The sequence below is a fragment of the Bacteroides sp. AN502(2024) genome, assembly GCF_041227145.1.
GTDB lineage: Bacteria > Bacteroidota > Bacteroidia > Bacteroidales > Bacteroidaceae > Bacteroides.
On sequence record NZ_JBGFSP010000003.1, the window covers coordinates 1,480,005 to 1,502,795 of the forward strand.

Here is a 22,791-nt window from a genome sequence, read left to right on the forward strand (position 1 = left end):
TTTTGAGCATGAGCTAACTGACTATACTGTTAAGTATAGCCTCGAGAGTTCAAAATCAATCCCCCCTAATCGTTTTCGATGGTTTCGGGAGGTGGTGTAAATGGTTGATCAAGCCATTTTTGGAGGTCGATTTTGGTAAATGTGTTCAGCCGGAGCGTGACCACAAGGTTAGCCAATGCCCATTTGTATCTTGCGATGTGCTTTAGCCATGTCAGAATCAGCATTGTAGTCATAGCAGTCCATATTTGGGTCTCTACGGCATTGCGGGATGTGCCGATAAAGCTCTTGATGCGTAGCAGTTGCTTGAGGTTGCGAAAGAAGATTTCTATGTTCCACCGAGCCTTGTACAGAGCCGCTATGCTTGATGCTGCCAATGTGAAGTTGTTTGTGAGTAACTCAATTTCAAAACCGTGTTCATCGTTCCATACTGCGATGCGACGTAAACGTTTGGGATATTTGGATTTGGCCGCCGAGAGTTCGAACTCGATTATTTCGTCAATAAGTACATTCTGAGCGTGTTTTTCAGGCAAAGGCAACTCCTCTATGGCTTTGTACCGGATATTGTCTTTATGACGCACTACAAAGAACACGTTGCTGCTGTCCCAATTATTCAGCAATGAGTAGTCACAGTAGCCTCGGTCGGCTACTACAATACTATACGGATGTAACTCAATATCAAAAGCAGCTTTGTTGTCGGTGGTTTTGCCATCGGTGATATTCACGAACTCCGGCAAAAGACTGTCATAGTCCAATAGCGTGTGCATCTTGACCGCCCCCTTGGTGGTAGTGTAATGTGCCCAGTCATATATTGACAGAGTCAATGACACCAATGTGGAGTCGAGCAGTTTTATCGGCATCTTGAAACGGAACTTTCTTCGTTGCCATAGGGCTTGCTGTCCGAAATACTGAAACAACGAGTAGAATATGCCGCGAAAAACCGAACTGTCTCGGTTGGCGTTCTGATATGCTACCGTTGACTTGGATGGTGCACGGTTGATTCCCAAATGATTGAGGTTGCCGGTGGCTGATTTCAGCCCGTTTGAGATATCTCTGACTGAATCACATCCTGAGAATTGGCTGAAAATCATGCTAACAAACTGACTCCATGTATTGTAGCCCTTACAATGCTTGTCTGACCCCGAAGATTTTATGATTTTCCTGATATTTTCTTTCGGGAGATGTGATATTACCTGTGCGAAAAGTGTTATATTTGCCATAGGAAGTAGATGAGTTGGTGGCTCGCTACTAAGGTAGTCATTTTACCTTAGTTCTACTTCCTTTTTATTTGTTCTCCCAATTTATTTAGGACAATATTGTTTTAGAACCTAAAAATCATAATTTTGCGTAACTTTGCGTTATAATATCCGTCTCTTGGCAAGTGTCGGACAGATTCGCTAAACATTCATGGCTTACAGCAAATCCAGTATTTTCTTGTTGGCTTTGTCCACCACGGAAGTATCAAGCGATGCAAGATAAATCTGCGTGGTGTTTTCCGAATCATGCCCCATGCCCTCGCTGATGACAGCGATAGGCACATTGCGGCTTTTGGCGATGCTTGCCCATGAGTGGCGACCGACATACATTGTCAAGGGGATAGGCAAATCCAGCTGTTTTCCGATTTTCTTCAGCAAATGGTTCACACGGTGAAGTTCGTTGGCGTATTGTTTCCGATAGTCTTCATCCCGTACTGTAATGATAGGCAAGAGGTATTCCGTTTCATTTACCGGATATTTGTCAAGTATCTCCTGCATACACCTTTCCCATTTGATGAACAGTTGTTGCCCCGTTTTACGCCTACGGTAAGAAAGGATGCCGTTCTGCAAATCCTTCTTCCTCAGATATGCCATGTCGATGAACGACATACCTCTTGTATAGAAACAGAACAGGAACATATCACGGGCAAAATTAAGGTTGGACTTCAATGACAAGTCCAGCCCTTTGATGCGCTTGATGTCGTTCAGTGAAATGGCTCGCTTCAAGGTCTTTTCCACTCCGGTATAAACAAACCTGAAAGGATGCCGTTGTTCGGTCAGCCCGTTTTCCACCGCACGGTTATAGACCGCTTTCAGAATGCGCATATAGAACGATATGGTATTGGGTGAATTCCCCCTGCCTTTCAGATAAGCCTCGTATTCCGCACACAAATCGGTGTTAAGTTGGTCAAACAAGACCTCGTGGTCATTCATGAAACCGCTGAAACTTCGGAGTGCGGCTGTATAGGTTTCCGAAGTGCGTACCTTTCCCAAGCGTTTCAACCTCGCTATCTGTTGGCGGATATAAGCGTTGAATGACAGCTCTTGCCTGTTGTCATGAAACGGCATGACAATCTCATCAGCTGTGAAAGAACCGGATTGGCTCAATGTGTGTATAATCTTATTCAGCCTGTCTTTGTCCCACTTGATGCGTGAACTTATCGAAAGAAGATAGTTATTCCGTTCTTGCTCATTCGGGATATGGTGTAGGATAACCGCTTCGGAATGGCTGTCCCATTCCGAAGCGAAAAGTTTATAGTCTGTATTTATCTGCCTTACCACACGGTTATGAATCACCTGATAGTATAGCGTACCTTCCTTGCCGTTCACGGTGGACGGGCGAAACTTGACCTTTACCGATGCCATATCAATCGGATTTAGGGTTGTTGGCATTGGACTTGAATTTGCTTTTCAAGTCCTCCTGCATCAGGCTGTCTGAAACGGCTTTCAGGGATGTGTCATACCCGTCTGCCTGCTTCCGCACCCATTTGATGGCTTTCTCGTCCCGTTGGATGTCGAACACCTCATTTAGCCAAAGCAGACGGTCTGCATCGCATCCGCCCCATGAGCGGATGGCACGGAACTTCAACGCATCGTCGGCATATTGCCGTTTGGACTGCCATTGCTCGATGTTGCCCCACAGGGATAGGGCGCATACCACGCCAAGCCCCACAACGAAAGAGAAGACCTTGCTTGACTTGATGTCGAAACTATGCTTGTGGATATGTTCCTGCGGTTGCAACTCTTGTTCTTCCCCTTGTTCTTCCTGCGTCTTGATTGCATCGAGTTTGTGCAGGGTCAGGGTGGAAAGTTGCGAGTATGCTTTCCACTGCCTTGCCAGCAAACCCTTAATCTCTTCGAATTGGGCTTTTACCGTTTCCGCTACCGCATCCTTAATCGGGGACAAATCCGGCTTGTCATTTCCGGTTTGTGGTTGCTTGGTTATCACTCTTGGAAGTTCTTCCAACTTACCGTTTATGCCTTTCAAGGCTGTTTTGATTTCCTCAAAGAGGATGAATACATTGTTATCTGCCATAGTTACCAGTTGATTTTACGTTGTTTTTTCTTTTTCTTGTTTCTCAGGTACGGGTCGTAAGGCGGCTGTTCCTCCGGTTGATTACTTGGAGTGAACAAGCCTAACGAGCCGTTAATAAGGTCGCTTCCGCTGTTTGAGATTGGGCTTATTTCTTCCCGATTAGCTTGTTGTTGATTGGCTTGTATCTGCCTTCCCTCATGATTATTGCGCTTTAACGCCGCATCAATCTTGGAATAACTGAGCCGTCTGTCCACTTTAGAGCCGTTGAAACGGTAGCCGTTCATGGAGAATACGACACCTTGGATTTCATTTGTCTGTCCCTTGTACTTGAACTCTACATCAATACCTTGCCGTTTCAAGTTATTGACAAGCACATTCCAGTTACCACACCTGCCAACCTCCGTTTTAAGAATCTGATACAGTTCATACTTCGTTTTGTCCGGCTCGCGTAGTCGGTCAATCTTCACCTGTTCCTTGCCGTTGGCAAAGTGAAGCCCGTACTTCTTGGTCAGCTCCTTGCAGATGCGCTCGCTTCGGAAACGGTCGTTCCTGTCGGAAATGGTCTTGCCGTTGTTGTCAATGCGGTTGAACGCTATATGAACGTGCGGATGCTCCCTGTCGAAGTGCCGCCCGATGATGTACTGCGTATCCCTGATGCCCATCCTCTCCATATACTCACGGGCTATCTGCGCCATGGCGGCATTGTTCAGGCGTGGTGCATCTTCTTTGGAGAAGCTCAACGCGATATGCCCGACAGCCTTTGTCACCCTCGGATTCATCTGTGCCTGTCCGATGAATCCCTGCGCTATCGTGTCGTTATTTTCTAAAAACAAGCCGTCCGCACCTATGATTTTAGTGCCTTTTTCATCGTTCAGGATGTAGTAAACCACGCCCCTGAAGTCCGAGCCTTTCATGATTTTGGCTATCATAGGCGTATCAGGTTTACAAGGTTGTCCATCTCTATCATCAGCGTGCGGCAGGGCATGAACACGGAGGCATACCCTTCCGCATTCGCCTTCCGTGCAAGCTGGTTCAGATTGTTCGCCATGCCGCACAGTTTGCGGATAAGGTCGCCATGCTCCTTTGTCAGCCGTTCCTTCACGCCTCCCTCCGTGATACATCCACGGATGAACTCGCTGGCTGAAACTCCTGCCGACTTCGCCTTGGACTTCAACAGGTAGTAGTCCTCCGTTGCCATCTTCACGGTGATGCGGTACTTCAATTTCTCGGCAGCACCCTTGACGGGACGGCCGCCTTTTCCTGCCCGTTCCCGTCCGTTATTCTTTATTTTTTCGCTTTGCATGATTCTCATTTTTTGTTTTGTCTAATGGTTACAATGATTACACAGGATATAGACCAACGGGATGTGCCTTCCCTGCGAGGTTTGGAGCGGGGCAAGTGGTTTCGGTCTGCCCGAAACATAAACTTGCCTCCTCCAAACTTCGTTACAGATGATTTAGAGCAACTCTGAAAGATACCCCAAAGACACCCAGTTGATATTGCCTTAATTCCTACAATTTACGCCATTGGTCAATATCGTTCCCGTAAGCGGCAAGGTGCTGCCGGGCGAGGTTCTCGACCAGTCCCGACACGCTCATGCCCCTGCCTCCAAGACAGCGGACAATCCTGTCCAATTCGTCACGCACCTCACGGCTGACGAACACGGGCTTGCGGTCGGCAATCTTGGGGACTTGCAGGTAGGTGGTGCGGTACTCCTCCAACGACAGCCTGCGCTGCTTGCTGCTGATGCGTCTGACTATCGTCCGTTCCGCAGGAGCATCCGTTTTGGTAACAGCTGCCTCCACTTCTTCGTCGGCATCATCGGAATCAGTTTTCCATACCTCCGGCTTGTCCTGTCGGATTGCTTTGGATACCGCCTCCTGTATAGAGGATGTGTCTGGCTCATCCATCGGCGGGAAGAGGGCTGTCTCTTCCTCCCCGGTAGCTTCTTGTCCCGAAACGGAAGTATCTGCCTTCGGCTCACGTCTGTTCATGGAAGGCAGGTAGTCTTCCAACTTGAAGTTCTTGAACTCTTCATCGTTCTCGATGTTTTTGAATTTTTTTCTCATTGTTTTTTTCTTGTTAAAGTGAATACTCGTTGGTCTTTATGCGCATAGTTGACCGTTTGTCGGGAGCAAAATAACTGCCTATAATTCAGTCCGTCAAGCACTTGGATTCTGTTCGGCAATTTTGTATGGTTTTGCGATATGACGGTAGAAATATCGGTGCAGACTTCACCAATTTGCCGGATGTGAATAGCCTGAAGGGCAACGGCGCGATTGCAGCCGAGTTTGGATTAAGCCCTTATTCCCGCTCTTGCTACCTTCCTAATTTTCGGAGTTAAGATGATAAACGCTACCTCCAACCGATGCCAACCTCTACCACCCTGTGCCACATGCTGCCGGTAATAGTAAAGTCCATTGTTAGGTGACGGATTCTGTTTTTCTTTGCGGCAAAAGAAATAATGACAGCTAAAAAAGGTGGTGAAGGAATCATGGCACATTGGCTTGCCCACAGGTAACCGGCAAGCAACAATCCGGACAGCCACTACCATATCGGTGCCAAATGCTGCCAGTTCCAGAGAAGCCATTGTTTTATAGAATTTAGCCCTTTTTTTTGCAGCAAAAAGAGAAATAACAACAAAAAATTAATGTATATGGAAATCGTATCTATCGAAAAAAGAACCTTTGAGGCGATGGTCGCCAAGTTCGACCGCTTCGTCCACCGCATGGATGCCATCTGCCATCGGCATGGAGAAAAGAAAATGAACGAGTGGATGGACAATCAGGACGTGTGCCAAATGCTCAACATCAGCCCGCGCACGTTGCAGACACTGCGGGATAATGGAACTTTGGCATACAGCCAAATCAACCACAAGACCTATTACCGTCCCGAAGACGTGCAACGTATCGTGGCGGTTGTCGAGGACAGGCGGAAGGAAGCCAAGTTCAAAGGCAGGACAATATGAATAGAGTAAACAGAATATAATGACAATAACCGCTAAATCCGAAGTAATATGAACGAATTGATTACCAAAAACAGTGAGTGGATAATCCACTTCATGAGCAACCTCGACCGCCTGTTGGACGGCTTCGAGCACCTGACAGCCAACTACCGCCCGACTTTGGGCGGAGAACGGTTCTTTACCGACAAGGAGGTGTCGGCACGCTTGAAAGTGAGCCGCCGGACGCTTCAGGACTACCGCAACGAAGGACGGATACCCTACATCCAGTTGGGCGGCAAAATCCTTTACCGGGAATCCGACATCGAGCGGATGCTGTCGGACAGCTACCGCCCCGCATACCGATTGACGGGCACCTGATTTTCTTGAAGGAGCGAAGTTTGCCGTCTGCCCACAATTTGCGGCAGCAATAGTCCAATCGACGGAAAAAGAAAGAAACGGCTTACGGATGAAGCATCCAAATTCCGCTTCGTCTGTAAGCCATTCCTTTCTTTTCGTTTCTTCTGATTTCCCGTCAGTCGCTTGTTTCCGTTGCCGGATGCCTTTTCAGTGCGTGGCAGGCAGCGGCAAGGTTTTCGGGCTGAATACGCTCAAACCTGTTTGAGGAAGATTCTGCCCGGAACGGCTTTGCCGCCAGACCTTGCGGCAGCCACCCAAGCCACGCACTACCTTTGCATCCGTGCATCGGAAACGGGCGACAGGCGGGATGAAGCTCAACAATACCATAGGTTGTTTCCTCTGCCACAAGAAACGAACAGCATGGCTTGTGTTCCTTTTATCCTTGCACAGGTTCTATCCATTACAAACCGCCTGAACGCCATACTCTCCTTACTGCATATCCTGAATGCAACGGCTACAACCATTTCAAGACTGTAAACATCATAGCTGATGCCATTGGCTTGCTTGACATACTTCATCGTTTCAGCTGCGTTCAATACCTTGTTCTTGTAGATAGCATGAATAGCTTTTCGGATGTCACACGAAAATACCCCGAACAGGTCGGCTATCTCAAACTGGGTCATCCATACGGGTGCGGTAGGAATTGTGAACACACCCGTTTCACTGATTGTGATTATTCCTCTTTCCATAATACACTTATTTGCCATTGTTTATTTGCTGCTCTTCTTTCTCTTTTCACCGGTAGATTCTAATTTCCTGCGCTCCATGAGTTTGTCCATATCCTTGGAAATCTTGTCATCCGTGATTTTTGCATAAATTTGGGAACTGGTGATGTTCGTGTGCCCCATCATCTTGGCGATGCTCTCAATCGAAATGCCTGCGGAAATCAACAGGGTCCCGAATGTGTGCCGACTTTGGTGATGGGAGAGATTCTCCTCGAACTCCAGCGCGTTGCCGATGGAATGCACCTCATGCCAAAGGATGTCACGGATGGGCAAAGGGAACACGGGCTTCGTGTCGTCCGTGGTGTTGTAGAGGGACAGTATCCGTTCCGCCACGGGGTGCAACGGAATGAACGCCTCCACATTCGTCTTGCCGCGTTTCTTTCGGATAAACTTCCGCCCGTCCGCTGTCTCCCCAACATGATGCGGATAGAGCTTGTACACGTCCACATACGCCAAGCCGGTGAAGCTCGAAAAGATGAACATTCGCCGTGCAAGCTCCATCTTCTTGTCCTCGAACGGTGTCGCCATCAGCCGTTTCAGCTCGTTGCGGCTGATGTGCTTCAACCGTGGAGGGTTCTTCTTTTCGTATTCCACGTCCTCTATCGGGTTGGCACGCAATATCTCTCTGTCCACGGAAAGATACAGCAGCCTGTTGAGCCAGCACAGGCACTTGTTCATCTTGTCCGTGCTACATCCCAGCTCTTTCAAGAGGAATGTCTTGTAATCCCTGCCGAACTGCTCCGTTATATCCTCCAGCGGCATATCCGCCATGCCGTATGAGGATTCAATATATTGCCTGAGGCAGTCCTGAAAGAGGACGGACTGCCGGTAGGTGGAGCGTGACCCTATCTTGACGGAACGCTTCTCCAACCGCTCCAGTTCATGCCTGCCCGTCTCCAACAAGGTGGTTGGCAGGGAACTCTCCGCAATGATGGTATTCTTCAGCAGTTCCGCGCTGATGACACCCTGCTCCTTGAGTATGGTATTGTATGTGTTCTCGATATGCAAGCGATAGCGTGTCAATAGTCCGTTTGTCCTTGCATCCCTGATTTCGCCTTTCCTGCCGTTCCAGTCGTCGGGACGGCAATAGATGCCGGTGGACAGCACCGCCTGTTTGCCGTCAATGGAAATTCTACACCAGACGGCTGTCGTTCCGTCTGTCTTCACCTTGTTTCGGTTGATGTAATAGAGTTGTTTGAATGTACTTCGCATAATGGGTTATTTTAATGATTCCAAAATATAGACTAATTCATTCAGAGCACAAGTTCCAAATCCTCTGTCGCCTCTATGAACTTGTCCATGTCCTCAAAGAGCCTTTTAGGGGTCACGCGGGCATAAATCTGGGTAGTCTGGATATTGGTATGTCCCAACATCCGGCTGATGGTCTCAATAGGCACACCCTCTTCGAGCGTAATGAGGCTTGCGAAGCTATGCCGACCGACATGATAGACGATATCAGTCTTGATTCCAGCCAGTACACGGAGGCTTTTCATGTTGGCTCTCAGCACGCTGTATTCCTGCACGGGCAACAAAGTCTCCCGTGAATCATCCTTGTATTTCTCCAGCAGGGCTATCGCTTCGGGGAGCAGTTTTACACGGGCGAGGTACTCGTTCTTCTTCCGGTGGTATTTCAGCCACAGGTTGCCGTCGTCATCGGTACAGAGATTGTCCCGTGTGATGGAAACGGTATCCGCATATGCGGTTCCCGTATAGCAGGCAAACAAGAACAGGTCATGGGTGAGGGCGAGCGACGGTCGGCGGCGCACGGAGATTTCCACGTCACGCACTTTCACGAACTCCTCCCGTGTGAGTGCCTTCGGTGCGCTCAGCTCCTGTTTGGGCAGCTTGAAATTGCAGAAGAAGTTGCGTTCGGAATGCCCTTCCTTGTAGGCGGTGCGGCATACTTTCTTCAGGAGGGCAAGGTAATGACGCACGGATTGCAGGGACTGTTTCTTCTCATCCAGCACATAATCCTGAAATTCCCAGATGAACCGTTCGTAAAGCTGTCCGAAGGCGATGTCCTCCGTCTTGAACTTCCAACGGACGAACTCGGCGAGAATCTGCCGGGTATAGTAATATTTGGAATAGGTTCCCTCGGCACGGTCGATGCCGACACGCGACTTCAGTTCCTCGTTGATGAGGTCAAACTGTTTCAGCAGGGTCATCTGCTTTTCCATGCTTCCCTGAAACATGTCCTTGACCGCAGCCGCGTCAAACTCGTGTTTGCGCTCCAGTAAGGAATCGAATGCGGAATTGACGGCGAGCAGCAGCTTTTCAATCTTCTCATTGGTCTCTACCGCCTCCTTGCTCTTGCCGTTCAGCCGGCTTTCACGGGGATTCCACAATCCGGGCGTGCAGGAGAGCTTGCATCCGAATTGCGCCACCGTGCGGTTCACGGTGATGCGTCCCATGATGGGAGCTTTGCCCGACTTGTCCAGTCCGCTCTTTTTAAGGTAGAGCAGCACCTTGAATTTTTCTACTTTCATACGCTTATATTTTTATGTGCAAATTTACTTGCCATATAAGCGTTCCTTGATATGCAAAACACTGTGTATGAGTGCAAACAAAACGGTAAGGACTTCTTTTCATTGCCGACCGTTACCTATTTCCGTTTCGGTAACTGGACGGCTAACGGTTTGGTAACTGAATAACCTCAATATTCCGTTATCTTTTGCATTTTCCCTACTTGGCAAAATACTGAAACCTCGCTCATTTCAAACGGTTTACGTTTTATCTTCACCTATCCGCTTTTCCTTGCTTTGCCGTGTATATTCCATTCAGCCAGCACTATCTATGCTACTAGCTATCTTGCACAACTGCGTGGCATAATGAAAGGCAGAATCGAAAGAATAGAGTTTAAATTCATTATATAAGTTTGCATTGATCTGAAACTTTTCTTCGTCTGTCATCTCTTTTTCATTCACATTCAACAAGTTTCGAATAGAATCGATACGATCCAGTTTCTTTTGGCAAGACATATCCTTCTGTTGTAGAGCAAGCGACATTTGCCCAGCTATTTCCTCTTTATTTCCGAAAGTTTTTTCACCTGAACAACCCATGTAAAATATAGAAGTAATAACAAAGGCTATTATCCCAAAGCCCCCAATATATTTTTGTTTATGTCCCTGCATAAATATCAGATAAAATATAAATAAGCTACCACAATCGTTATTGCAAAAATATATAAAATTTCACATAAAGAAAATTTTTGAAGTTATTATATTTTCGTTACCCGATATTGGCATTACAAAGGTGTACATAATTTCCAATATCGCATGAAACTAGCGGTTCAATAAAGAATAAAAATTAGTCAATAGTCCGTTTTATTAGCAAAAAAACTCATTACTTGATCAAAAAGAAGAAAATTTATTGTTTTTTGAACGGCAAATTTCATTTATTATCTTTTAATTCCCCTTTCTTTGCAATATCCTTTTAATGGAATTTATATCTAATAACTAACTATATTTTTATACCATGAACATGAAAAAGAATTTTCTAATAATGTTGCTTGCATTGGCTCTATGCTGTTCAGCTTTTGCTCAATGGAAACCTGCCGGTGACAAAATCAAGACATCGTGGGGAGAACAACTCGATCCTAAAAATGTATTGCCGGAATATCCGCGTCCTATCATGGAACGCAATGACTGGAAAAACCTGAACGGGCTTTGGAAATATGCTATTACAAAGAAGGGTACCACTGCGCCCGCTACTTACCAAGGTGATATTCTTGTTCCTTTTGCCGTAGAATCGTCTCTATCGGGCGTAGGCAAAATGATAAATGAGAAAGAGGAACTGTGGTACCACCGCACTTTCGACGTACCTTCCAACTGGCGTGGCAAACAAGTCCTGTTGCACTTCGGAGCAGTGGACTGGAAAGCAGAAGTTTGGGTGAATGATGTAAAAGTAGGCGAACACACAGGCGGATTTACTCCTTTCTATTTCGATATCACTTCCGTACTTAATAAAGGAAATAATGACCTGGTAGTAAAAGTATGGGACCCTTCGGACCGTGGCGAACAACCCAGAGGAAAACAAATAGCAAACCCACATGGCATTTGGTACACTCCGGTCACAGGTATCTGGCAAACAGTGTGGTTGGAACCGGTAGCAGCACAATACATCGCTAATCTGAAAACAACTCCTGATATTGACAATAATTCCGTTAAGGTAGAAGTTGTCGCCAATACGGCTTCTGCTGATAAAGTGGAAGTAAAAGTATTCGATGGTAAAAGCCTTGTAGCCAAAGGTGCAGCGTTGAATGGAGTACCCGTTGAACTGGCAATGCCTGCTAATGCTAAACTGTGGTCTCCGGACTCTCCTTTCCTCTACAATATGGAAGTGACTCTGTATAAAAACGGAAAAGCAATAGACCAAGTAAAGAGCTATACGGCTATGCGTAAATATTCTATCCGCAAAGGTCAGAATGGCATCACTCGTCTGCAATTGAACAACAAGGACTACTTCCAATTCGGTCCGCTCGACCAAGGATGGTGGCCTGACGGTTTATATACCGCACCGACAGACGAAGCACTAGTTTACGACTTGAAGAAGACAAAAGACTTCGGCTACAACATGGTACGTAAACACGTTAAAGTAGAACCTGCGCGCTGGTACACTCATTGTGACCAGTTGGGATTGATCGTATGGCAAGATATGCCGAGCGGTGGTCCCAGTCCACAGTGGCAAGCCCGCAACTATTTCAACGGTACAGAAATGACTCGCTCTACTGCTTCCGAAGCAAACTACCGCAAAGAATGGAAAGAAATCATCGACTACCTGTATTCTTATCCGAGTATCGCTGTATGGGTACCTTTCAACGAAGCATGGGGACAATTCAAGACTCCGGAAATCGTAGCATGGACCAAAGAATACGATCCCAGCCGCTTGGTAAATCCTGCCAGTGGCGGTAACCATTACACTTGTGGCGATATTCTCGACCTTCACCACTATCCGGGTCCGAACATGTTCCTTTACGATCCGAGACGTGCTACCGTATTGGGCGAATATGGAGGTATCGGCCTCGTAATAGAAAGAAACACTTGGGTGAATGACAAGAAAAACTGGGGCTATGTGAAGTTCAATACATCGGACGCAGTAACCAACGAATACATTAAATATGGCAACCATCTGTTGGAATTAATCCAAAAAGGATTCTCTGCTGCCGTATATACCCAGACAACAGACGTAGAAGGTGAAATCAACGGTCTGATGACTTATGATCGGAAAGTAATCAAAATGAATGAAGCCAAGATCAGAGAAATCAACCGGAAAATCTGCAACTCTCTGAATAAATAATTAAAATAATACTCTTTTCTTTATGAACCTAAAAACAGCACCTCTGACAGTCTATTCAGGGTGCTGTTTTTCCATTTTGACATCTCTTTCATTCCACTCTAGTGAACACTTTCATTCCCATGAACAGATCATACCACTTCAGTGGAACGATCGGAATGACCTATCAAAATGCAAATTACTGCAAATGAAACTTTTTCTTCTGCTTATTCTTAAGAGTACGTGGACGGTCTTTATCAGCTCCAGAATCATTTTGTTGCTTCATCCATTTTTGCAATTCCATCGTCAGTTCGGCTTTTTTCTTACTATATTTCTTCACATCTGCCAGATTATTCATCTCAAACGGATCTTTCTTTATATCATATAACTCGAATTCGGGACGGTTCTTATAACGGTTCATGATCTTGTGTGCCTGATCCGTGTCCTGTGCTTTCCAGGAGAGATACCATTCTGCCCTTTCAATATGCTTTTCTACGTATGTTTCCTCAGGAGTCAAGTTCCAAATTAGACGATAATGTCCGTCTGAAATAGAACGGATCGGATACGCCGGACCTTCAGGAACATTGTTGTGGACATGGTAAGCATATTTATGGTGTGTCTTTGTTTTCCCCTGAAACACATCCAGCAAACTCTTTCCGTCTATCACATCAGGAATCTCTCCGCCTGCAACATCGATAAACGTAGGAAGAAGGTCTTCATATTGCACGATGACAGAAGTTTCTGTACCAGGTCTAATAATACCGGGCCAAGAAGCAATCATTGCCGACTTAACACCTGCACTCCAATTGGTCCATTTAGCTCCAGCAAATTGCGTACCCTGTTCAGAAATGAAAATGACAAGGGTGTTCTGCAATAAATTCTTATCTTTCAGAATCTGCATAGCGTCGCCCACCTGTTGGTCAAGCAAACCGACTTCCGCCAAATATCTGGCATAGTATTCACGTGTTACTTCCGTGTCAATAAACTGTGCCGGCAACTGAAGTTTCTTCCGGTCGAAGACAGAAGCGTCACCGCCTGTCCAGGGAGCATGCGAATTGATAGAGGCTAAGACAAGACAGAAAGGTTGGGAAGCATCACGTTCCATAAACTTTTCGATACCTTTGGTATGATAGTCAGTGTTTGTACTTGTACATCCTTCAGGAAATCCCGGTACTTTTTCGAAGGGGAAGTTAGCCAAAGGCCTGATATGCCATTTTCCGGCCAATCCAACCCGATAGCCAAGTTTTCCCAGATAAGTGGGAAGAGACTTTACATCAGCATTGACCGAACTATGGTTTGCATAACCTCCATGATGCATCGGATACATACCTGTATAAACACAATGCCGGGTAGGCGTACTCATCGAAACAGAATTATACGCACTGTTGAACTTTATCCCCTGTTGAGCCAATGCGTCTATATGAGGAGTCTTGTTGTTGACAGCTCCGAAACAGCCTATATCGTAATAGGAACAGTCATCGGCTATGATTAATAATATATTAGGCTTCAAAGGAGTTTGGGCAACCCCGTTCCCTATCGCCAATCCGCCTAAGAGACACATGCTAATCATTGATTTTTCCATCTTGTATTATATTCAAATTATAGGGTTAACAGATTCAACGTACTACTTTCCATTCTTTAGGAGCCCTGAATCCGTCACGACCTTTACCGTATGGAACCTCCGGTATACAAGGAGTAATGGTATCATATTTTACGGCAACCTGATGCAGGGCCTTTACAATCTTCTCATTTCCTGCACTGGCGTTTTTCTTTTCGTAAGGATCAGTTTTATAATCAACCAGGAAATCCTGTTTCAAATCCAGCCCCGGTTTCATACCTTTTCTTATCAGTTTATAATCTTTATTGACTACTGCTCCGTGTCCCAGATAAAAATCGCGGTCGATACAGGTCTTTTTACCGTTTAATACAGGAAGGATGCTGATACCGTCATATTCGCGTTTCGGACGACTGTTATCCCCGACCAAGTCTTTCAATGTAGGAACAAGGTCAACAAAACCCGTCACTTGTGAACTCAAGTTCTTATATTGCTTCTCCGCCTTCTTCCAGTAGAGAACAGCCGGTGCATGCACCCCTCCGTCCCACTCGTCAAATTTATGTCCGCGTAAAGATCCCGATGAGGATCCCGGAACACCGGCAGTACCGTTATCACTAAAGAAGATAAAGAATGTGTTATCCATAATTCCTTTCTTCTTCAAGGCATCTACAATAGCACCGATCCCCCTGTCCATACAGGAAACCATTGCACTGTAAGTCACTTTTTTCTGTTCTCTCGGTGTCAGGTTGTCGAAGTTATCACAATAAAGTTTGATATCTTTTTCCTGTGCTTGTAGGGGAGTATGAGGCGCGTTGTAGGCTACATATAACATAAATGGCCCTTCTTTCTCGTAAGCATCGATGCAGCGGATGGCTTCTTTGGTAATCAGTTCGGTGGAATATCCTTTATCATAGCAGGTTTCCCAGTCGTTGTGCCAATCTAACTCGCCTTCACGCGTCAAGTCGAAATAATCTATCGCACCATTCAGATGACCATAAAAATGTGAAAAGCCTCTATTCATCGGATAATGTACTTTCTTGGAATGTCCCAAATGCCATTTACCAATAATGGCTCTGTTCTTATATCCATTACGTGCCAGCATATCAGCCATCGTTTCTTCATTCTCATCCAGACCGTCTTCACGCCAGGGCGGAATAACAGCCGAACGGACACCAAACCGGTTCGGGTAACGCCCCGTCATCAGCCCCGCACGAGTAGGCGTACTGATGGGGGAAGTGTAAAATCGTTTGAGTTCAACGCCTTCGCCCACCAAAGCATCCAAATAGGGAGTCTTGATTTCACTACCATGAAAGCCTACATCTCCCCAACCTAAATCATCGGCCAATACAATCACAATATTAGGACGCTCTGTCTGCGCATGAAGAAATGCCGGAAGCAGAGTACATCCACAAAGCAAACCCAAAAACTCTTTTTTCATAATATACGATTTGTAAACAACATTCTATGTTTTTATTCATATTGATGTGTGACGACTTATTTTCTCTTTCCCGGCATGTGTTCGAAGGCACGCATTTCGGTAGGTTGTCCTTCGTCTCCACAATCCTTCATCCAGCGTTTCAGCTCTTTAGCCAGGCGGCTGATAGTAGAAGCTTGTTTCGCGTCTTCCGCCAAACTATTCATGCAGTACGGGTCGTTCTTCACATCATACAATTCGATTGCAGGACGATGCTGGTATTTAGTTGTCACCGCTTTTGCATGATTATCTGTTTCTGCCAAACTTTTCCACTCTTTAAACAGAGGTGATTTCGTTTCAACGTTCCGGAAAGTAGCTTCCGGGGTGAGATTGACAATATATCTGTATCGACCATCGTATACCGAACGGATTCCATAATAAGGCGATCCGGCATTGATGCCTCTCGTGGTCTGAAGGGAGAAAGAATATTTTTTGTGTGCTTTCTTCTTGCCTGTCAGCACAGGTTTGAAGCTTTCGCCATCTACTTTCGCCTGCGGTTTTCCTCCTGCTATGTCAACAAAAGTTGGGACAATATCTATATATTCCACCAATGCGTCACTTACGCTTCCAGGCTTAACGACTCCCGGCCAGCGAACGATACAGGCAGAGTGTACCCCCGCATCATAACAAGTCCATTTGGCAAAAGGCAGGCTGTTGCCTTGCTCGCTCAAATAAACAACAATCGATTTATCTGTCATTTTTTCCTGATCCAGGATAGAAAGGACGTTGCCGAATTCCTGATCCATAAAATTGATCTCTGCCAGATAATGAGTAAACAACTCGCGTGTCTGGGGAATATCTACATACATAGGAGGCAGCGTCAGTTTGTCCGCATTAAATTGGGAGGCATCTCCTTTATTCCAGGGAGTATGCGGTTGATTGGAGGCTACAAACAGACAGAAAGGTTCGCCTTTCACCTTGCAATCGGAAATAAATTTCTGAATTGCTTCAAAATTCAACTCCCCACCTTTCAAAGAAGGTACATAAAGGTCGAAAGGAAATACTGATTTCGGGGCAATATGCGATTTTCCGATCAATGCGACTTTATAACCCAACGGTTGCAGGTGATGTATAACGCTCAATGTTCCTTCATTGGCACAAGTATGATTGGGGTAAGCTCCGCTGCGTACAGGCCATACGCCTGTATATAAATTATGCCGGGTAGGCGATGACATCGGAACAGCCTGATAGGCTTGCGTGAAACGTACTCCCTGTGTGGCAAAGTGGTCGATATTCGGAGTTTTCGAATCGACACTTCCATAACAGCCCAAATCATAATGAGAACAGTCGTCAGCTATAAACAAAACAAAGTTAGTTTTTTTCGTTTGCTGCGCAAAAGACAGGCTGGTAACTCCCCAAACTAAGGAAGCACTTAATAACAATTTATTCATGTTGTATTCCTCCCTTATTTATTTCTTCGGACGCTTAGGTAATACAAAGTTGGCATTCGCCCATCTCTCCCATTCAGTAACCAGTTTCGTAAGTACTTCAGGGTGCTGTTCCGCCAGATTCGTACGTTCAGTCCGGTCTTTAACCACATCATACAGTTCCCATTCTTTTCCTTTCTCGTCGCGAATCGCTTTCCAGTTACCCCAGCGGATCGCTCTATTGTTTTGATGTTCCCAATACATATATTCATGCAAAGAGTCTGTTGTTTTCCGAATAGCAGGAAAAAGGCTGCTGCCTACCAATGGATATATTTTGTTCCCACCATGATAAGTTTCCGGATAGGCGGCTCCTGTAGCTTCCAGAATTGTCGGCATGATGTCCGGCAGATAACCGGGAACACGACACCATTCTCCTTTTTTGTTCTTCAGATTGCTTTTCCACGACACGATGAGAGGAGTGGAAATACCCCCTTCATAAGAACGGCATTTATATTTCCGGAACGGAGTATTGGATACCTGTGCCCATGCTCTTCCGTAAGAAGGGAATACGCTACAAGCCGGATCGTTGATTTCAGAAACTTTTCCGCCTCCCAATTCAGCATAAGGTTCGGCACAAGCACCGTTGTCGGATAGAAACATGACAAGTGTGTTATCCAGTTTACGATTCTTTTTCAAGTAATCCAGCAATTTTCCTACATTATAATCTACACAATGCACCTGTGCCGCATAAACTGCCATCCGATAGGCTACTTTATCTTTCTCCTGTTCCGTCAATTCATCCCATTTCCGATTTTCCCATTCGGCAAACTCTGTATTCAGTTCGATAATACCCAGCTTGATCATTCGTTTCCGTCTCGCTTCACGAATTTCATCCCACCCTTTCTCACGATAGATCTTCGTGAACTTTTGAATGTCTTCTTCTTTTGCCTGCAACGGCCAGTGGGGAGCGTTAAAGGCTAAATAAAGGAAGAATGGTTTGTCGTCTTTCTGTTCATCAACGAAGCGGATTGCATAATCAGTAAATGCGTCCGTTGTATAATAAGGAGCTTCCGGTACCGGAAGTTTCGTGTTATCAAGAGTCAAGCCCCGTCCTCCCGATGGGCGGAGATAACTGCAAGCACCAGCCAAAATCCCATAAAACCGTTCAAATCCCCGTTGCAAGGGCCACTTTTCTTTTCCATGCATTCCCAAATGCCATTTACCAGCCATATAAGTATGATAACCGCTTTCTTTCAGCACTTCAGCTATCGTGACGCAGTTCCGGTTCAAAAACCCTTTATATCCCGGCACTCCCCAGTCGTTCGGGCTCTTTTGATTGGGTTGATTAAACGGATCTTCGGACATCTGCCCGATACCCGCCTGGTGCTGATATAATCCTGTCATTAAACTAGCTCGAGCGGGACAAGAACGCGAAGTGTTATAGAATTGTGTAAAACGCACTCCTTTGGATGCCAACGCATCAATATTAGGAGTTAATATTTCTCCACCATAGCAGCCGATATCGGAATAACCCATATCATCTACCATAATCAATACGACATTCGGTTTCTCTTGTGCCGAACAAAACGATGCCATCAATAAGGGGGCAGTCATTAAGACGTTCTGCTTTATCATAGTATTATCAATTATCTGAAAACAAAAGTAGAAAAGTTTATGGAAAAGGAAGGAAAAATGCTAATCAATAAAGGACAAAATCAGGTATATATGATACAAAATGAACGTACAACGCTTCCACAAACATTTATTTCTGTCCTGAATAAATTCTTTCCTTTATTGAACAATAAGTTCTCTATTTTTAAGTCAACATATTCTAACTTTGTATTCTAGTTAAAAACCTACTGAAATGAAAAACAAACGAGTTCCCATTTTTCTTTCTTTTTGCTTATCATTGGCAATAGCATGGGGAGAAGTTCCTCCTGCCAAAGTTGTATTCCGGCAATACATGAATCAGGCACAAACATTTGCCAACAACTTTCCGCGGGAGAAAGCATATTTGCATTTTGACAACACGAGTTATTATGTCGGTGACACTATCTGGTTTAAAGCTTATGTCACTCTTGCCGAACAGCAGACTTTCAGTCTGATCAGTCGTCCTCTGTACGTGGAATTAGTAGATCAAACAGGAAATATAACAGATAAACAAATCATCAAACTGACGCAAGGAAAAGGAAACGGACAATTCGTTCTTCCCCGTTCTATGCTATCCGGCTATTATGAGGTACGTGCCTATACCCGCTGGATGCTTGCTTTCAATGAGCCGCAGTATTTCTCACGTACTTTCCCTATTTATCAACTGACGAATAGTGATAAGCCGGAACGTAGTATCACGACTTACGAACTTAGTTCGTCGATGGAGAACCGTCCGTCGGAAACAAAGGAGAAGTTGAGTGTGCGTTTTTTCCCCGAAGGAGGACAATTAGTGGAAGGAGTGACTTCACAAGTGGCTTTCAAGGCGGAGAGTAAAAATGAAGGGAATATAGAATTAACAGGAACGATCTATACCAAAGAAGGAACAGAAATCACTTCTTTCGAAACTTTACACGATGGAATGGGGCATTTTAAATATACGCCTTCTGCACAACCGGCTATTGCCAAAGTCAACTTCCAAGGAAAAAAATATGAATTTACTCTTCCACAGGCGTTGCCTAACGGGTATGTATTGAGCACTGTCAACAATGCCGGCGCCCTTTTAGTAAAAGTATCCTGTAATGCCGCTACTCCTCAAGATACATTGGCTGTATTTATCAGCCATCAAGGGCGGCCGTATGTTCATCAATTGATTAATTGCCAGGCAGACACTCCACAGGAGTTTATTCTGCCTACCCGTAAACTACCGGCAGGCGTACTGCAAGTCAGCCTCATCAATCGGGCCGGCAATACATTATGCGAACGTTTTGTCTTTTCTTATCCACGTGCTCCTCTGCAACTATCTGCGGAAGGATTGAAAGAAGTGTATGCTCCTTACGCTCCTATTCGTTGTGAATTACAGGTAAAGAATGCCAAAGGAGAACCGATATCGGGAGACGTATCGGTCAGTATCCGGGATGCCGTCCGGTCAGATTATCTGGAGTATGACAATAATATCTTCACTGATTTGCTGTTAACATCTGATTTAAAAGGATATATCCATCAGCCCGGTTATTATTTTGCATCACCGTCTCCCCGGAAGCAAACGGAATTGGATATTTTATTGATGGTGCACGGATGGCGTAAATATGATATGAGCCAAGTCATTTCTACTGCCCCTTTCACTCCGTTGCAGTTACCGGAGGCTCAATTAGTGTTGAACGGGCAGGTGAAATCAACGATCCTCAAAAATAAGCTGAAAGATATAGCGCTTAGTGTGCTAGTGAAGAAAGATGACCAATTTATTACCGGAGGAACCGTGACCGATGAAAATGGCCGTTTCAGCATTCCGGTAGAAGACTTTGAAGGAATCACGGAAGCAGTGATCCAAACCCGGAAAGTCGGTAAAGAGCGCAACAAGGATGCATCCATTCTGATCGACCGTAATTTTTCACCTGCCCCCCGAGCCTATAGTTACAAAGAACTTCACCCTGAATGGAGAGACCTGACTTACTGGCAACAGAAAGCTGAAAATTTTGATTCTCTCTATATGGATTCCATTCGGAAGGTAGAAGGACTTTATGTCTTGGATGAAGTGGAAATAAAAAGTAAACGTCGGCAAAGCAGTAACATGGCTACTAAAATCAATGAAAAGAGCATTGACGCTTATTACGATGTACGCCGTTCTGTAGATTTATTACGTGACAACGGAAAGATTGTCACAACGATTCCGGAATTAATGGAAAAGTTAAGCCCACAATTTGATTGGGACCGTAGCAACGACAAGCTTACATATCGGCAGAAACCGATCTGCTATATCATGGATAATCACATTTTGTCCGAAACAGAAACTCAAATGATGCTGACCGAAGTGGATGGATTAGCTTCTATCATCATCAGCAAAGGAACCGGAGGTGTTGATGACGATATTATCCAAAACACCAAAATGTCCGAAGTTACGGATAGTGCAGGAGTTGACATCAGCAAACTGGATAAATACAGTGTCTTCTACCTGATTCCTCTACCCAGACGTGATGTTTTAAACAAAAGCCAAAGTGCCGTACTCGGTACCCGGCAAACAGTTATTCAGGGATATACGCATGCACTGGAACATTATTCGCCCGCCTACCCGACCCAAGAATTGTATATGGACAAAGTAGACAAAAGGCGGACACTATACTGGAATCCGGCTGTACGGACAGATGAAAATGGGAAAGCTGTGATTGAATGTTATAATAACCAATATTCCACTCCTGTGATTATTCAGGCGGAAACAATGAGTAAGGATGGGCAAATAGGAAGTGTGAAATATTCTACAATCGGACAAACGGAACAATAGCTCTTATTGTAGCGTAGCCCTATACATCCGGTAATATATAGCTTACACACTAAAAAGCACGTGAGATTGACAGAGCTTGATCGTTTTGCTCACACTTCTTATTAGCTGCTTTTTCCATTAAAAAAGGAAACAGGTAAATAAAGATCGGAGCAGTTAATCACAATCTATTATAAGCAAATGAGGCTGTCTAACAAGTCCTATTTTCACGACTTCATCCCTGCCAGAATATGGTTTGGCAGGGATGACTTCTAAATACTGAGATCTGTTAGACAGCCCCATTTCTATTTATTATAGAATTACCATTCAATTTGCTGATCCTCATCCGGAATCTGGGTATTAATATTCCGTTGCAACGTCATGCTTCCTTCTACCCTATATTTGATAGGAATGACTTCCGCAGCACTTCCACCATAGGTAAAATCTTGGAAATCATATTCAAACATAATTTGAACGTAGCGACGTTCCAAATATGGACGTGTAGCATCCATAATCGATGTCTTGCTATAGATAGGCACCCCTATCAGTTTGAACTGCATTTCGTTATTGGGATCGTCCGGCTTCATATCCAATGTCCCATCTTCTTTGAAGCGTACATTGATTTTGTATTTCTTACGTATATCCTTATCCATGTCTTCATTAATCAGACCAGCATAAAAGAATACGGAATTGTTATCTATCACATATGCTGTACGCTTATTCGTCGTTCTTGCATTAGTATCAGGCTTACCATTTATATAAGTGTACACTTTCATAGAAGAAGCCGTGTACGAACCGGAATAATCATTAAAAGGTACTACCTTCAACAAAGCTTTTGCATAGTTCTTGCGTGGATGTCTTTGATAATCAGATGGTTCATCATCAATAACAGTTAATGGTAAAACCCACTTTTCCAACATATCAATACCTTGTAAATTGAAATCTATATTTAATTGTTCTACACACGAACCGGCAGGAATATGTACTGTTTCAGGGAATTCATATTTGTCTTCCTCCATTTCCGTATACCACAATTCCGGACGATAAAGACTAAAACGTTCGATATTCAGCGTTTTCAATGTGTCTTTATCCACTGCTATATGTATATCTCTATCTTGTCCATTCACTGTAGAGCCACTGACAATGATAGGTAACTGATAAGTCACCTTTCCATTGTCCTTATATCTGACATAAATGGTAGTAACCCCATCGCCTCCTGAAGTGATAGGGGCTTTGAAAGATACATATTGTTCATACTGCTCATCTTCCCACTCATTATTACAAGCGGTTCCCAAAACGACGACAGCCAATAAACTGAAATAAATATATATACTCTTCATATCATATT

The 22,791-nt window shown here is 44.8% G+C and carries 21 protein-coding genes; 4 read left to right on the plus strand and 17 right to left on the minus strand.

What is annotated here, in order from left to right:
• Positions 1–65: 65 nt before the first annotated feature.
• From AB9N12_RS05760 to AB9N12_RS05790, 7 genes are all read right to left on the minus strand, one after another.
• The gene (locus AB9N12_RS05760) at positions 66–1,217 is read right to left on the minus strand and encodes an IS4 family transposase (protein ID WP_369888970.1); all 1,152 of its coding nucleotides are present in this window, start codon (positions 1,215–1,217) and stop codon (positions 66–68) included.
• Between the two features lie 192 nt (positions 1,218–1,409).
• Positions 1,410–2,618 (minus strand): phage integrase SAM-like domain-containing protein, encoded by a 1,209-nt coding sequence (locus AB9N12_RS05765; RefSeq protein ID WP_369892820.1) that lies wholly within the window; start codon positions 2,616–2,618, stop codon positions 1,410–1,412.
• 1 nt (position 2,619) lies between these two features.
• Positions 2,620–3,288, minus strand: a complete 669-nt coding sequence (locus AB9N12_RS05770) for a hypothetical protein (RefSeq protein WP_369890463.1) — start codon at positions 3,286–3,288, stop codon at positions 2,620–2,622.
• A 2-nt stretch (positions 3,289–3,290) separates the two neighbouring features.
• Complete coding sequence (locus tag AB9N12_RS05775) at positions 3,291–4,217, minus strand: relaxase/mobilization nuclease domain-containing protein (protein WP_369890465.1); 927 nt, start codon at positions 4,215–4,217, stop codon at positions 3,291–3,293.
• The gene (gene mobC / locus AB9N12_RS05780; RefSeq protein WP_369890467.1) at positions 4,214–4,591 is read right to left on the minus strand and encodes a plasmid mobilization relaxosome protein MobC; all 378 of its coding nucleotides are present in this window, start codon (positions 4,589–4,591) and stop codon (positions 4,214–4,216) included. Before mobC ends, AB9N12_RS05775 begins: the two co-directional genes overlap by 4 nt.
• Positions 4,592–4,799: 208 nt before the next feature.
• Positions 4,800–5,357, minus strand: coding sequence for a DUF3408 domain-containing protein (locus AB9N12_RS05785; RefSeq protein ID WP_369890469.1), 558 nt, complete (start codon positions 5,355–5,357; stop codon positions 4,800–4,802).
• A gap of 227 nt (positions 5,358–5,584) precedes the next feature.
• Positions 5,585–5,878, minus strand: coding sequence for a hypothetical protein (locus AB9N12_RS05790; protein WP_369890471.1), 294 nt, complete (start codon positions 5,876–5,878; stop codon positions 5,585–5,587).
• 66 nt (positions 5,879–5,944) lie between these two features.
• Here AB9N12_RS05790 and AB9N12_RS05795 point away from each other — a divergent pair, with 66 nt between their 5' ends.
• Both AB9N12_RS05795 and AB9N12_RS05800 read left to right on the plus strand, forming a co-directional pair.
• Positions 5,945–6,256, plus strand: coding sequence for a helix-turn-helix domain-containing protein (locus AB9N12_RS05795; protein WP_369890473.1), 312 nt, complete (start codon positions 5,945–5,947; stop codon positions 6,254–6,256).
• Positions 6,257–6,304: 48 nt separating this feature from the next.
• On the plus strand, positions 6,305–6,610 hold the full coding sequence (locus AB9N12_RS05800) for a helix-turn-helix domain-containing protein (RefSeq protein WP_117815081.1): 306 nt from the start codon (positions 6,305–6,307) through the stop codon (positions 6,608–6,610).
• Between the two features lie 186 nt (positions 6,611–6,796).
• Here AB9N12_RS05800 and AB9N12_RS05805 read toward each other — a convergent pair whose 3' ends face one another.
• From AB9N12_RS05805 to AB9N12_RS05825, 5 genes are all read right to left on the minus strand, one after another.
• A complete protein-coding gene (locus AB9N12_RS05805) occupies positions 6,797–6,976 on the minus strand; it encodes a hypothetical protein (RefSeq protein WP_369890476.1) in 180 nt (59 codons plus the stop codon).
• Positions 6,964–7,338: a hypothetical protein gene (locus AB9N12_RS05810; protein WP_369890478.1), complete on the minus strand. Its 375-nt coding sequence runs from the start codon at positions 7,336–7,338 to the stop codon at positions 6,964–6,966. Before AB9N12_RS05810 ends, AB9N12_RS05805 begins: the two co-directional genes overlap by 13 nt.
• Before the next feature lie 21 nt (positions 7,339–7,359).
• A complete protein-coding gene (locus AB9N12_RS05815; RefSeq protein WP_369890480.1) occupies positions 7,360–8,586 on the minus strand; it encodes a tyrosine-type recombinase/integrase in 1,227 nt (408 codons plus the stop codon).
• Between the two features lie 41 nt (positions 8,587–8,627).
• Positions 8,628–9,860, minus strand: coding sequence for a tyrosine-type recombinase/integrase (locus tag AB9N12_RS05820; RefSeq protein WP_369890482.1), 1,233 nt, complete (start codon positions 9,858–9,860; stop codon positions 8,628–8,630).
• A 291-nt stretch (positions 9,861–10,151) separates the two neighbouring features.
• Complete coding sequence (locus AB9N12_RS05825) at positions 10,152–10,505, minus strand: hypothetical protein (protein ID WP_369890485.1); 354 nt, start codon at positions 10,503–10,505, stop codon at positions 10,152–10,154.
• A 349-nt stretch (positions 10,506–10,854) separates the two neighbouring features.
• Between AB9N12_RS05825 and AB9N12_RS05830 the strand changes: the two genes are divergently transcribed.
• On the plus strand, positions 10,855–12,669 hold the full coding sequence (locus tag AB9N12_RS05830) for a glycoside hydrolase family 2 protein (protein WP_369890487.1): 1,815 nt from the start codon (positions 10,855–10,857) through the stop codon (positions 12,667–12,669).
• A gap of 175 nt (positions 12,670–12,844) precedes the next feature.
• Here the strand turns inward: AB9N12_RS05830 and AB9N12_RS05835 are convergent, their stop codons facing one another.
• The 4 genes from AB9N12_RS05835 to AB9N12_RS05850 are packed head-to-tail and all read right to left on the minus strand — an operon-like array spanning position 12,845 to position 18,676.
• Positions 12,845–14,227: a sulfatase gene (locus AB9N12_RS05835; RefSeq protein WP_369890489.1), complete on the minus strand. Its 1,383-nt coding sequence runs from the start codon at positions 14,225–14,227 to the stop codon at positions 12,845–12,847.
• Between the two features lie 34 nt (positions 14,228–14,261).
• On the minus strand, positions 14,262–15,638 hold the full coding sequence (locus AB9N12_RS05840; RefSeq protein WP_369890491.1) for an arylsulfatase: 1,377 nt from the start codon (positions 15,636–15,638) through the stop codon (positions 14,262–14,264).
• A gap of 56 nt (positions 15,639–15,694) precedes the next feature.
• Positions 15,695–17,065 (minus strand): sulfatase, encoded by a 1,371-nt coding sequence (locus tag AB9N12_RS05845; protein ID WP_369890493.1) that lies wholly within the window; start codon positions 17,063–17,065, stop codon positions 15,695–15,697.
• A gap of 18 nt (positions 17,066–17,083) precedes the next feature.
• Positions 17,084–18,676, minus strand: coding sequence for an arylsulfatase (locus AB9N12_RS05850; protein ID WP_369890495.1), 1,593 nt, complete (start codon positions 18,674–18,676; stop codon positions 17,084–17,086).
• Between the two features lie 229 nt (positions 18,677–18,905).
• Between AB9N12_RS05850 and AB9N12_RS05855 the strand changes: the two genes are divergently transcribed.
• A complete protein-coding gene (locus AB9N12_RS05855) occupies positions 18,906–21,467 on the plus strand; it encodes a hypothetical protein (RefSeq protein WP_369890497.1) in 2,562 nt (853 codons plus the stop codon).
• 296 nt (positions 21,468–21,763) lie between these two features.
• Here the strand turns inward: AB9N12_RS05855 and AB9N12_RS05860 are convergent, their stop codons facing one another.
• Positions 21,764–22,783 (minus strand): DUF4973 domain-containing protein, encoded by a 1,020-nt coding sequence (locus AB9N12_RS05860; protein WP_369890499.1) that lies wholly within the window; start codon positions 22,781–22,783, stop codon positions 21,764–21,766.
• Positions 22,784–22,791 lie beyond the last annotated feature (8 nt).